This is a genomic window from Psychromonas sp., assembly GCF_041586535.1.
Taxonomy (GTDB): Bacteria; Pseudomonadota; Gammaproteobacteria; order Enterobacterales; family Psychromonadaceae; genus Psychromonas.
The window spans coordinates 1-11,526 of sequence record NZ_JBFGZY010000133.1; the positions used below are offsets into that span (position 1 = coordinate 1).

At 41.1% G+C, this 11,526-nt stretch carries 15 protein-coding genes; 7 read left to right on the top strand and 8 right to left on the bottom strand.

What is annotated here, in order from left to right; all coding sequences use genetic code 11:
• Positions 1-295: IS200/IS605 family transposase (gene tnpA / locus ABZA00_RS13870; RefSeq protein ID WP_372882753.1), on the top strand; the 295-nt coding region annotated here is incomplete at its 5' end.
• A 247-nt stretch (positions 296-542) separates the two neighbouring features.
• Here tnpA and ABZA00_RS13875 read toward each other — a convergent pair.
• Together ABZA00_RS13875 and ABZA00_RS13880 are read right to left on the bottom strand one after the other, a co-directional pair.
• Complete coding sequence (locus tag ABZA00_RS13875; protein ID WP_372882754.1) at positions 543-1,727, bottom strand: serine hydrolase domain-containing protein; 1,185 nt, start codon at positions 1,725-1,727, stop codon at positions 543-545.
• A 359-nt stretch (positions 1,728-2,086) separates the two neighbouring features.
• On the bottom strand, positions 2,087-2,743 hold the full coding sequence (locus ABZA00_RS13880) for a hypothetical protein (RefSeq protein ID WP_372882755.1): 657 nt from the start codon (positions 2,741-2,743) through the stop codon (positions 2,087-2,089).
• A 374-nt stretch (positions 2,744-3,117) separates the two neighbouring features.
• On the opposite strand from ABZA00_RS13880, the gene zntR reads away from it, so the two are divergent.
• Positions 3,118-3,570, top strand: coding sequence for a Zn(2+)-responsive transcriptional regulator (gene zntR / locus ABZA00_RS13885; RefSeq protein ID WP_372882756.1), 453 nt, complete (start codon positions 3,118-3,120; stop codon positions 3,568-3,570).
• Between the two features lie 13 nt (positions 3,571-3,583).
• Positions 3,584-4,756: an SO_0444 family Cu/Zn efflux transporter gene (locus tag ABZA00_RS13890; RefSeq protein WP_372882757.1), complete on the top strand. Its 1,173-nt coding sequence runs from the start codon at positions 3,584-3,586 to the stop codon at positions 4,754-4,756.
• 43 nt (positions 4,757-4,799) lie between these two features.
• On the opposite strand, the gene ABZA00_RS13895 is transcribed toward ABZA00_RS13890, so the two are convergent.
• From ABZA00_RS13895 to ABZA00_RS13905, 3 genes are all read right to left on the bottom strand, one after another.
• On the bottom strand, positions 4,800-5,252 hold the full coding sequence (locus tag ABZA00_RS13895; protein WP_372882758.1) for a VF530 family DNA-binding protein: 453 nt from the start codon (positions 5,250-5,252) through the stop codon (positions 4,800-4,802).
• A gap of 233 nt (positions 5,253-5,485) precedes the next feature.
• Positions 5,486-5,644, bottom strand: coding sequence for a hypothetical protein (locus ABZA00_RS13900; protein ID WP_372882759.1), 159 nt, complete (start codon positions 5,642-5,644; stop codon positions 5,486-5,488).
• Positions 5,645-5,668: 24 nt separating this feature from the next.
• Positions 5,669-5,911 (bottom strand): GFA family protein, encoded by a 243-nt coding sequence (locus tag ABZA00_RS13905; RefSeq protein ID WP_372882760.1) that lies wholly within the window; start codon positions 5,909-5,911, stop codon positions 5,669-5,671.
• A 294-nt stretch (positions 5,912-6,205) separates the two neighbouring features.
• Between ABZA00_RS13905 and ABZA00_RS13910 the strand changes: the two genes are divergently transcribed.
• Positions 6,206-6,343, top strand: a complete 138-nt coding sequence (locus ABZA00_RS13910) for a transposase (RefSeq protein WP_372882761.1) — start codon at positions 6,206-6,208, stop codon at positions 6,341-6,343.
• A 153-nt stretch (positions 6,344-6,496) separates the two neighbouring features.
• Here the strand turns inward: ABZA00_RS13910 and ABZA00_RS13915 are convergent, their stop codons facing one another.
• The 3 genes from ABZA00_RS13915 to ABZA00_RS13925 form a co-directional block, all read right to left on the bottom strand.
• Positions 6,497-6,925, bottom strand: coding sequence for a BLUF domain-containing protein (locus ABZA00_RS13915; RefSeq protein ID WP_372882762.1), 429 nt, complete (start codon positions 6,923-6,925; stop codon positions 6,497-6,499).
• Between the two features lie 152 nt (positions 6,926-7,077).
• Positions 7,078-7,602, bottom strand: coding sequence for a spermidine N1-acetyltransferase (gene speG / locus ABZA00_RS13920; protein ID WP_372882763.1), 525 nt, complete (start codon positions 7,600-7,602; stop codon positions 7,078-7,080).
• A gap of 428 nt (positions 7,603-8,030) precedes the next feature.
• Positions 8,031-8,207 (bottom strand): hypothetical protein, encoded by a 177-nt coding sequence (locus tag ABZA00_RS13925; protein ID WP_372882764.1) that lies wholly within the window; start codon positions 8,205-8,207, stop codon positions 8,031-8,033.
• Between the two features lie 407 nt (positions 8,208-8,614).
• Here ABZA00_RS13925 and ABZA00_RS13930 point away from each other — a divergent pair, with 407 nt between their 5' ends.
• The 3 genes from ABZA00_RS13930 (at position 8,615) to ABZA00_RS13940 (ending at position 11,187) form a co-directional block, all read left to right on the top strand.
• On the top strand, positions 8,615-9,373 hold the full coding sequence (locus ABZA00_RS13930) for an amino acid ABC transporter substrate-binding protein (protein ID WP_372882765.1): 759 nt from the start codon (positions 8,615-8,617) through the stop codon (positions 9,371-9,373).
• A gap of 375 nt (positions 9,374-9,748) precedes the next feature.
• A complete protein-coding gene (locus ABZA00_RS13935; RefSeq protein ID WP_372882766.1) occupies positions 9,749-10,420 on the top strand; it encodes an amino acid ABC transporter permease in 672 nt (223 codons plus the stop codon).
• Entirely contained in the window at positions 10,420-11,187 is a 768-nt protein-coding gene (locus tag ABZA00_RS13940) for an amino acid ABC transporter ATP-binding protein (RefSeq protein WP_372882767.1), read from the top strand. The genes ABZA00_RS13935 and ABZA00_RS13940 overlap by 1 nt, the downstream gene beginning before the upstream one ends.
• Positions 11,188-11,526: the final 339 nt, after the last annotated feature.

The window sequence follows — 11,526 nt, forward strand, 5'->3', positions numbered from 1 at the left end:
ACGAGAGATTCTGGTAGAGGTGTGTTTGGATTTTGAAGTAGAACTCACTGAGATTAACGGAGAACAGGACCATGTTCATTTACTTATTGAATACCCTCCGAAAGTCCAGTTAAGTAAATTTATCAACTCACTCAAGGGTGTTAGCTCTCGATTGATGCGAAAAGAGTTCCCCGATATACATCGTTATCTATGGAATGGTGCGTTATGGTCTCCCAGTTATTTTGCCGGATCATGTGGCGGTGCTGCACTAGATGCCCTGACGACTTATATCGAGCAACAAAATAGACCTAAGTAACGTTAATGCTTCGCATCAATGATTTTCATCACCGCCATGAATGACGGTGTTTTTCATCTAAATAAAGTAACACGGGCGCGGGATTCAGTCCGCATATGAACATTGCGCATTCTTTTTTCAATCAGCATAAGAAAAAACAAGACAAGCGGGCTAAAGCCCGCGCCCCAAAAAACTCCGATTCCCGTGTTGTTTTGGCGGGAATCTCAGAGTAATTATCACCATAAAACGTCCCTACTATCTAGGTATATTACTTAACGGCAGTTAAATTTGCCGCAAATTGCGATGATTTAACTGATGGCTCTTTGAGTAACAAACGCCAGAAATTAACCGTTAATTTATCAATGCTGCGGGATTCAGCATTCGCCAGCATCACCATCCCTATCTGCTTATCTTTTGAATAAGCAATAACCGCACGAAAACCTTCTACCCAACCACTATGAAAGTAGAGTATATCGTCATTATATTGATAGACACGCCAGCCAATGCCATAATGCGCATCGTCAATAGTGCCCTTCCAGGTTCGCCCCCGCAAATCTTTCGTCGTGCGGACGATTGGCTCCCTGACTGTTTCCAGTAAATTCACCGGTATAACATCGGGCGTATGCCCTAACTGGGCAACCAGCCATTTGCTCATATCTGTAATACTGGCATTGATGCCTGCGGCGGACTCAACTTTGTAGAAATCGGGTTTTACTTTCACCTGATGCCATGGCCCTTTGCGACTGACTTTAATATGCGGATGCGCTTTATTAACGGTATTTTGATAAGCAGTGTAACCGACACTCGCATTTTTCATCGCCAGAGGGGCAAAAATCATCTGTTCCATCAAATCAGCGTAGGCTTTGCCGGTACTGCGTTTAAGCACTTCTTCTATAAAACTGAACAGCACATTCTGATAGCCATAGCATGCTCCCGGTGAACAGTAAGGCTCAAGCGCCTCAAACTTTGAGATGATTTTATCAAAGCGGAAGCGCCCTTTCAGATAACCATCAAAAGCATTAGGCATTAAACCACTACTGTGGCTTAGTACATGCTTAATAGTAATGGCCTCTGCTTGCCCTGCATTTTTAAGCTTAAATTCAGGAATATATTCAACAATCGGATCTTCCCAGGAGAATGATTTTTTATTTACCATCAGTGCTGCCAGCTCTGCGGAAAAGGTTTTTGAAACCGAGGCCAATCGGAACGAAGTTTCTTTATTAATCGCCTTGTTATCATCTTTACCGCGAACACCGTAAGTTTGGATTGCCGAAACCTTATCGCCGCGCACAATCACATAAGCAGCACCGGGAATTTTATTAGTCTTCATTGCTTTTTTAAACTGCAAGGCAAACTCACGTTCTATTTTTGCTTGTGAGGTAGACTTGGCAAAAGCAGTGGCCGGGCTAATAACAAAAGCAAGAGCTAAAAAAAATAAAACTGGCTGAATCAAAACATATCCCTAAATACGGTGGCTAAAAAAGCATAGTGTATATTAGGCTCTGCAAAAAAATAAGTGCCGCCACCCCGTTAATAATCAAGCTGGGTAATAAATGCTCCGTAATCCTGCCCATAAAACATCCAGTACGAGCACTTATGTTTGTCAACTCTCTGTATTTATTAAAGGAAAATCACGGCCGGAGATTTATCAACTGAGTTTATTGTAAATGTGATCCGAAGCAAATATTTTAAAGCCAGCTATAAGTAAGTGAACACTGCCTTCAGGACACCTCTAAAATGGTGAAATATCATTCTGCGGAATATGTTTTTTTATCTAAAAGCTAAACTGACAAAGTTATTTCTTGCAAGGCATTATTTCAATACTTTTTTCTGCGCCCGAAGGAGGTAACTTCCCCAGATAAGACTTATGCAGATAATAACAGCGCCGATCGTAAAACTGGCATAGGCGATCGCCTGCGTATGCTGTAAATATCCCGTCATCGCCAGCAGATTCCCCCTGTCGTGGCTTTCATCTCCTTTATTGAGTATCAGAGGTAAATTTCTCAGCTGAGCATCTGCGATGTAGGGGCTGACATCAATAAAGTTTTGTCCACACCACCAAAGCATAACGGATGCTGAAAAATTATCCTGCTGGCGAATCAAAAATGCCAGTAAGATTATCAACGGCAATATGATTTGAAACAGACTGCCGCCTAAAATACTCCAAAATTCACCAAAAGGCATAAACAGCAGATGCCCGAATTCATGAAACGGCAGGTTGATATTATGTAAAAATGAACTACCTATCACCTGCCAGTCTATTCCGTTTAAGATAAAATAAGGCCCCCAGATAAAGCAGCAGGCAAGAATAAGCATCCGGCCATAAAAAGTAAGCCGATCAACTTCATAAGGGGGATGGAGCAATAGCGCTGTTAATGCTTCCCAACGTGTTTCCACCTCCTGTTCGTCCTGCCGTTGTACCTTGTCATCAAGAGCAAAAGATTCTTTATCAGCGGCTTGCCATTGCACATAGACAATACCGCAGGCGGACACATGCCGGGATGGACCGGTTTGTCATATTGATCACGCTGATAGTTGCATTTAGGGAAAATTGGATAATTATCCGCCATTAGTTTCTCCTGCAGCGCATTGCAACCTGTTTTTGAGCCGTCTATTACTTTACCTCATTTTAAAAAAGCAGTGTTAACTTTCCTGTATAATTTGCCGTAATCAGGAGATCCTTATCCCCCCCTATTACCTGTTTTTAGACGCCGGTACAGCAGCTTTTTTGCTGGTTATGATATTAAATGTCAATATCAGATAAAATCTCTTTACCTTTGATTTAACTCCAAGGTTTATAATAAGTACAAGTCATATTGTTTTTAAGGTATTAAGGATAAAAAATGTACCGTATAGGGGAAATTGCAAAACTTAATCAGGTAAAAACTGATACCTTGCGCTTTTACGAAAAACAGGGGCTGTTAACCCCCTCATTAAGAAGTGAGTCGGGTTATAGAATCTATACCAAAAAAGATGCACAACGACTGCGCTTTATAATAAGGGCGAAAACAGTTGGTTTTACACTGGTTGAAATATCAGAGCTTCTTTCAATTGAGTTAGATAAATCCAATAAGGCCTGCGCTGATGTAAAAAACATCGTTGATATGAAACTGGCGCATGTTAATGAAAAAATTGAAGAGCTCAATTATTTCAAGGTGTCTTTACAACAACTCTCTGATGATTGTTGCGGAGGACCTGAAAGTGCTGAACATTGCTCCATTCTGGAGGCGCTGGAATCAAACTCATCAGCAATAAGTTGTGTAAATAACAGTCATCAACAACACAAAATTACTTGAATAGGGCTTGTTTATGTTATTAATTAATTTTATGGATCTATTTTTAGAGTCTGCCCCGTGGTTATTATTAGGTTTAATATTAGCCGGCATGCTGAAAATGTTCGTTCCTATGACATGGATGCACAAACAGTTAGGTAAAAATGGATTTAAAAGCACTATCAAAGCCGCATTAATCGGCGCCCCATTACCTTTATGTTCATGCGGTGTTATTCCAGCAGCCGTCGGTTTAAGACGCTCCGGCGCTTCCAAGGCGGCAACGACCTCTTTTTTAGTGTCGACACCGGAAACCGGAGTTGATTCAGTCACCATCTCTTACGTATTACTCGGGCCTTTTATGGCGGTAGTGAGACCTATTGCGGCAATTACCAGCGCCATCGTGGCAGGTTTACTGGTAGGAAAAGATGAAATTCAGCTGGATAAAAATGCGCCAAACAAAGCGGACAATCCGAACCGTTTTAAAGCCGTAGAGAAATCAACATGCTGCTCAGCTAAAAAAGCCCCAGTGATAACGGCAGTGCGTTCATCTTGCTGTGCAGATACACAATCGGAACAAAGCGCTGACCAACAATGCTGCGAGTCCACTAAGGATATTGCCGCGCAGTTACAGGGAACTTCCATCAGTGGAAGAATCATAAAAGGTCTTCATTTCGCCGCGTTCGATTTAGTACGCGATATCACCGTCTGGTTATTAATCGGCCTATTTTTTGCAGCCTTAGTACAGACCTATGTACCGTCAGATTTTCTGCTGCGCTGGGGTGATGGTATTTTAGCAATGTTAGTGATGGTGATTATTTCCGTACCTATGTATATCTGTGCAACAGCTTCAACCCCGATAGCAGCCGGACTTTTATTAGCGGGTATTTCGCCTGGGGCAGTATTAGTTTTTATGCTGGCTGGACCTGCTACTAATATTGCCACTTTGGGCGTAGTCGGCAAAGAGCTAGGAAAACGCGCATTATGGGGATATCTCGGTGGGGTATTGGGCGTTGCGTTATTAGCCGGAGTAGTCGTAAACTATTTAGTTGTCCGGTTTAATATTACTGTTATTCCTCAAATCGGAGAACAGCATCAATTATTGCCGGACCTGGTAGTGAATAGCTCAGCTATTATATTGACGCTGTTAATGGCTAACGTAGTCTACCGGATGCTGCCTAAAAAACTGCAGCAAAAAAACTGCTGTTCGTGAAGGTGCAGATACATACCCACCCACTCAATCTTTCTGGTTTAAATTAAATATTCCAGGGGTTGCCTGGATCGTACGGCGGCTCTTCATTGCGCTCCGCTGATTTATTTTTACCTTTATTGCCGCTGTTTGCACTCTGGTAGTTCCTTAATTTTGCAGCGTGTTCAATCTGCGCGCTGGACTGCTTTGTGATCTCCGCAGGCTCTCCAACGTTTTGATCAGCAGGAATAAAACGATCTCGAGGCGCAATAGATAATTGTTTGTCGTCAGGATAAGGCAAATTCTTATAGTGATATAGATAAAAATTTTCGACTTTCTCTTTGGCCCACTGATTATTACGTAGAAATTTAACCGTTGATTTCATCCCGGTATGATATAAAAAACGTTCAATATTTAATGTTTCACTTAATAACTCCCAGCCATAAAAGTCTGATATTTGAGTAAGTAACAGATCCATTTTTAAGCCATACAGGGGGTTGTGTGTTTTTTTATCGGTCATTTAAATTCCTTTAGCGTGGGGTACTGAAAACAGATAAGCCGTTTCCGGTATGGATAATAGCACTGCGCTTAATGAAATGGGCAAAAACTGCGAAGGAAAATTAAAAAGAGCAAGGCTTTAGATTGGGCAATAGCCTTTTATTGGGATTAAAAACAACACGGTTATTCTTGACTTTTATAAGCAGGATGGGGGCGATATTTTTGCGGATAATAAGAGAAAAAGGCTCGTAAATGTTAGTTTTCCTGCTTATCCGGCGCATATTTTTCTATTACTTCGGCTTCAGTCATTGTGTTTGTTTTATTAGCAAAGCTGTAAAAAGAAGGCTTTTTATCAATAAAAACTTGTAAGTCGAAATTGAAACTCTCTTGATTATTAAACAGTCCTGCAGCCATTTGATATTCTTTTCTCTCTTTAAGTCAGTAAAACAGATGACTGCCGCATTGCCTGCAAAACCCCCGCTCTGCCCATTCAGATGAGTTGTAGACGGTAATATTTTCTTCTCCCTCAAAGGTGACCTCTGTCCCGCAAGCAACAGCCATTAGAGGTCCACCACCCCATCTCCTGCACATAGCGCAATGACAAGCATCTACATTATTATTCATATGCTTTGCAGTAAATTTAACCGCGCCACAAAGACAGCGCCCTTGACCTTCGCTCATAACTCCTCCAATACGACAAACATCCGACTTTGATTATCAGCAAGTAGGTGGTGCAGATTTTAATATTGCCCCTTAAGCCACCTTTTGGCCGTAATTTTTTCAAGTTTTCTCCGGTACCTGGCGGGTGAAAGCTCCGTTATATTGCCCTTGATAAGATCAAAAATATCTTCTGATAATATTGCCCCGATCACATGAATTGCTTCATTGCGTTGCAACCCCTGTCGTGTAAGTTTGGCAACCGTTTCAGGTATCAAGTAAACTCCCAAGGCCAGTTGATTCTCAACGATTACATGAATGGATGAGTTCCCCGATATACATCGTTATCTATGGAATGGTGCGTTATGGTCTCCCAGTTACTTTGCCGGATCATGTGGCGGTGCTGCGCTAGATGCCCTGACGACTTATATCGAGCAACAAAATAGACCTAAGTAACGTTAATCCTTCGCATAAAGCAGATGTAAAAAAACAAGCTGTCCCAAAAAAGTATTGCAATGACTTTGTTGCTATTTAAATCGCCGAAAAATTGTCTGCTCCTGTCATTAACAGGTGCCGCGTTTATACGCCATTCTTTATTGGATTTCTCCCTTAGACATTATATTTACTGAATTGGTAAAGCAGGTCTAAAATGTCATTTGATTTATTTGCGAACTCCTCTGGCTCCATTTTCCTATCGAGAAATTCAGAGTACCCTTTTAGGGATGTTTTGTTCCGTCTGGTAAGTTGCTTAAACCCCATTGACCAATCAGGAAACGTTCGCTCATTTATCTTTTCTTTTACCATCTCAATATTTCCCTTATTTCTTCCATCACTTGCTATAGCCTCGTATATCTCCTCAACATCCTTTGCGTCTCCTTCCAAGACCTGAAAAAAGTTGCCTCCCGCATATAGCAGCATTCCGGTTACATTTTGCCTTTGGTTGCGCTTCCTGCTTTGCTCCAGAAGAAGAAGCAAGTCCTCCTCACTCATATCTCTTGTTGCACTGCTTACATAAACTAAACGAATCATTTTTACCATACCATTATGCCATCGTGGCAGAGCAACCTGTTACCAGAACACCACCACACAGAGCCGACGTGCAGAACCACCGTCCCCTCTCTTAGTTATATATTTACCCGCAGCCACAATGCCGTTCGGGCGAAAACTGCACGGGATCAGATCGCGGCAATTTATTGCGTTTTCTTACTTAAATAATTATTTTGTAATATGTACATTCTCCGGATATCTCGATATTTTCCTTCGATAAAGAACTCATCGACTAAATGCCCTTCTGTAATAAATCCACACTGTTCGTATAAATGGATTGCTTTATCATTATCAATTGACACACACAAATAGACCTTATGCAGATTTAAAATAGTAAAAGAATAATCTAAAGCCTTATTAATACAAAATCGTGCAAAGCCTTTCCCCTGGTGTTCCGGAGTGATAATAATTTGGAACTCTGCACGACGGTGAATATAATCGATTTCGATCAGCTCCACCAAACCAACCAACACTTTTTCCTTATTCTCCACGACAAAACGACGTTCAGCATTATCATGAATATGCCTATTGTAAAGCTCTTCGAGTTCATCAAAAGATTCATAAGGTTCTTCAAACCAATATGACATAATACTTCTATTATTAACCTGATCGTGAATGAATCTTAAATCACTACGCTCAAGTGCTCTCAAAAATAACTCAGGTTTCATCCAGTTACCTCGTCATTAAAATTGTTGAGCGGAGCCGTTACACGACAAAAAACAAACAACTTCAATCAACTATACAAATCGCTTAGCGTCGATGCTGACGGCTTTATTTTATACCCATGTACTTCAAAATGCTTTGCCAGGCACGGGCTCGGAGACCAGATCAAGGCGCAAAATGAGGTAATGGTTATTCCCTTTTCGATTGGTGCAACGCAGCGCTGGTTTTCGAGCTCGCGCCCCGTCAGGCAAGGTTAATTGCACCAATCTGCTTTGTTATAAAATCTCTATGTAGAATAACTATACTTCAATTTTATCCCTGACATCTGAAAACAATTTGGCTTGCTGATTTTGCATCTTGAAGTAACACGGGTACAGATAGGCTCGAGACAAAAGCTGAGCAGCAAGCCTATCTGATGAGCTCCCGAAGAAAACTATACAAGAATTTTTAGGCGTTCCTTCGAAGAGTTGGCTTTAATTTTATCAACCAGATAAGCTATCTGTTTTTGCAAACCTTCAGGTGGATTTGGTAATAACTCTCGTTCATAAAGGGCTTCTAGTTCTGTCCACAGTTTTATATTTTCTTTTGCAAGTTTTATTTTCGCATACATAAAAAACTCCTTTAAGTAGGGATACCTCTGACAAGACTTTGCATATTTAAGCAAGTGCTAACAAAAATTAAACGTATTTAGCATGAAAGGTGTATGGACTTGCATGCTTACTTATACGTTATATATACAGTAAATTTAGTCCAATCTGGAAGAAATGAAATTAAATTAAAATCAAACGGAATCCTAACGACCTCCCATGTGGGAGCGAACGAGCAAAGATCTCTTATACCAATAAATTATAGCTAATTCGATTTTATTCTAGATTGTGGGCTAACGTAGATTGTAGTGTAACTAAAGTATGGCTTAGAATTGCCTCCCCCATTTTAATCACCCGATACTGTCAATTAGTGCAAGGAATTTTCACGGCAGTCAGCGGCTAATCCAGCTCATTTACCAGTAGGAATATTATGAAACATCATATTAAACTCATTATTGCGGCGTTCGTTGCTGTAACCAGTACCATTTCTCTTCCCGCATTTTCAGCTCAGACAGTTAAAGTCGGTATGTCTGGCCGTTACATCCCTTTTACCTTTTCGGAAAAAGATGTGCTGCAGGGCTTTGATGTTGATGTGTGGAATGAGATTGGCAAACGTGCTGATTATGATGTTGAATTTGTAGTATCAAGCTTTTCTGGATTATTCGGAATGCTTGAAGCTGGTCATATCGACACCATTTCTAACCAAATCACAATTACTCCGGCACGTCTGGAAAAATATGCTTTCTCAATTCCTTATGTGATTGATGGCGCACAAATTGTAGTTAAGAAAGGCCGTACAGATATCAACTCTGTTGAAGATCTTAAAGGAAAAAAAGTAGCAGTAAATCTGGGCAGTAATTTTGAACAGATTTTACGTAAACTCGATACTAACAACGAGATTAACATTGTCACTTATGAAACGGGTTTTGTGCATGATGTTATGCTCGGTCGTGCAGATGCATTTCTAATGGACCGAACAGGCTCGGCCGCTTTGATTAAAAAATCCAACTTGCCTTTACAACTAACTGGTCAACCGGTTGAAAAGCTTGAAAATGCATTGCCATTTCTAAAAACATCTGCACAACTGGCAATTAGAGATAAAGTAAATGCAGCATTATTAAGTATGAAAAATGATGGTACGTTAAGCAAAATTTCCGTTAAGTGGTTAGGCGCTGACGTCACTCAGTAATGAGTAATACCAAATCTGATAATTATCTACTCATTTATACTTGTTAAAATGAATGCTAGCTGTGTTATTGATTTTGTAATTAGAGCAACTAGTTACTGCAATCAATGCCTTGCTTTCATCCATTTTTTCTACGCCTAAATAGATCATCTAATTAACGGAATTGGTATAAGCAATTCCCTCAAGAAAGCGATTGCTATCTTGAGGGAAGTTATCTCTTTTTTTTCAATACATGCCTATGCGTTTTACTCAGGGAAGTGGGTTTTAATATAACAGTTAGGAATCAGGCATCACGTCTCATCTCCAATTTATTATTAGTTAGCACAGCCTGAGTTATCTGCATAAGCATGTTTTACTATCTACAATTGGGCAGTTTCTATGCAAACAACACTGGATTTTCAATATATTATTGAACTTTTTCCAATTTTAATTAAATACCTTGGCGTGACCATGGAAATGGCTCTGCTGGGTTTTTTCCTGTCACTCATTTTTTCGGTTATTATTGCCGTAATACGCGTATTTAAATTACCGGTTCTGCATCAGTTGGCCGGGCTGTTTATCTCTTTTTTCCGTGGCACGCCTCTTTTAGTGCAGCTTTTTCTTCTCTATTATGGCCTGCCGCAATTACTGCCGGTGCTTGCCGGGATAGATGCATTTACTGCCGCCGTACTCGGTTTATCACTACATTTTTCTGCTTATATGGCTGAAAGCATCCGTGCCGCTATTTTGGGCATTGATAAGAGCCAGATGGAAGCCTGCTTCAGTATCGGCATGACACGTTTACAAGCAATGTACCGCATTATACTGCCGCAAGCTTCACGCGTCGCAACGCCCTCGTTAATGAATTACTTTATCGATATGATTAAAAGCACATCGTTGGCATTCACCTTTGGTGTCGCCGAAATTATGGCTAAAGCGCAAATGGAAGCGGCTTCTACCTTTAAATTCTTTGAAAGCTTTTTAGCCGTTGCCGTTATCTACTGGGTTATTGTTATATTTTTCACCCGCATTCAACTGTTTTTAGAAATTCGTCTGAATAAGGCCTACTAATGATCAAAGTACAAAACCTCAATAAAACCTTTGGTGATCTTACTGTTTTAAAATCAATTTCTTTTGAGGTTGCAGCAAGTGAGATAGTAGTTATTATCGGCCCTTCCGGTACGGGCAAATCAACACTGTTGCGCTGCTTAAATTACCTGGAAACGCCCACTGCCGGCACAATTCAAGTCGGTAATGTACAGGTTGAGACAGAAAGTGCAACCGGTAAACAAATAACCGAATTACGCAAACAAAGCAGTTTTGTATTTCAAAACTACTCCTTATTTGCCAATAAAACAGCACTGCAAAATGTCGCTGAAAGCTTAATAACCGTCTGGAAAGAGCCAAAAGCAGATGCCTTACAACATGCTGAAAAAATTCTTCGTCAGGTTGGACTTGGCGATAAATTGGAGCACTACCCATCTCAACTTTCTGGCGGTCAGCAGCAGCGTGTCGGTATCGCCCGGGCAATGGCCTGTAAAGGTGAAGTTATCTTCTTTGATGAACCGACCTCCGCACTTGATCCGGAATGGGTTGATGAAGTTTTAGCAGTAATGAAACAGTTAGCACAACAAAAACAAACTATGGTTGTTGTTACCCATGAGATGCAGTTTGCGCGGGAAGTTGCTGATAGAGTCATTTTTATGGAGGGCGGCAATATTGTTGAGCAGGGAACGCCAAAGCAGATATTTGAAAATCCGCAGCATCAGCGTACTAGGGAGTTTGTGGCCCGATCAACGAAGTCACCAGTATCTGCACTCGACTCCAGCATGCTATGAAAAAGAGCAACGGGCTTTAGGGTCTGTTGATCTTTCACGATTTTTTGCGGCAGTCTGTTGAAACCTTTTGCCAGGCAGAGTCTGTGCAGTCTGGCCGTTGCACATAAACGAGCGATAACATAGCAGAAAGCGCCAACGAACGCAGCCTGAGGGAAGTAACCGAGAAAGGTCAAATGCCCTATCAGTAAGAAATAGAGCTAACGTGACTTCTCACCGCCCTTATTCGGGCGATGCTTCTTGTTTCCTAAGCCGCAACCTGTTCGTGACAGGATTTACGCAAGCCTCCGCAAGCAGTAACGACTTGTCCAGCCGCTTTTAATTTCTGAATACCTTTAGCGC

Coding starts and splice junctions, on each gene's coding strand:
- ABZA00_RS13925 (WP_372882764.1), bottom strand. CDS start 8,207: ATGTATGCGAAAATAAAACTTGCAAAAGAAAATATAAAACTGTGGACA.
- ABZA00_RS13895 (WP_372882758.1), bottom strand. CDS start 5,252: ATGACCGATAAAAAAACACACAACCCCCTGTATGGCTTAAAAATGGAT.
- ABZA00_RS13910 (WP_372882761.1), top strand. CDS start 6,206: ATGGATGAGTTCCCCGATATACATCGTTATCTATGGAATGGTGCGTTA.
- ABZA00_RS13915 (WP_372882762.1), bottom strand. CDS start 6,925: ATGGTAAAAATGATTCGTTTAGTTTATGTAAGCAGTGCAACAAGAGAT.
- speG (WP_372882763.1), bottom strand. CDS start 7,602: ATGAAACCTGAGTTATTTTTGAGAGCACTTGAGCGTAGTGATTTAAGA.
- ABZA00_RS13935 (WP_372882766.1), top strand. CDS start 9,749: ATGCAAACAACACTGGATTTTCAATATATTATTGAACTTTTTCCAATT.
- zntR (WP_372882756.1), top strand. CDS start 3,118: ATGTACCGTATAGGGGAAATTGCAAAACTTAATCAGGTAAAAACTGAT.
- ABZA00_RS13890 (WP_372882757.1), top strand. CDS start 3,584: ATGTTATTAATTAATTTTATGGATCTATTTTTAGAGTCTGCCCCGTGG.
- ABZA00_RS13905 (WP_372882760.1), bottom strand. CDS start 5,911: ATGAGCGAAGGTCAAGGGCGCTGTCTTTGTGGCGCGGTTAAATTTACT.
- ABZA00_RS13940 (WP_372882767.1), top strand. CDS start 10,420: ATGATCAAAGTACAAAACCTCAATAAAACCTTTGGTGATCTTACTGTT.
- ABZA00_RS13900 (WP_372882759.1), bottom strand. CDS start 5,644: ATGGCTGCAGGACTGTTTAATAATCAAGAGAGTTTCAATTTCGACTTA.
- ABZA00_RS13930 (WP_372882765.1), top strand. CDS start 8,615: ATGAAACATCATATTAAACTCATTATTGCGGCGTTCGTTGCTGTAACC.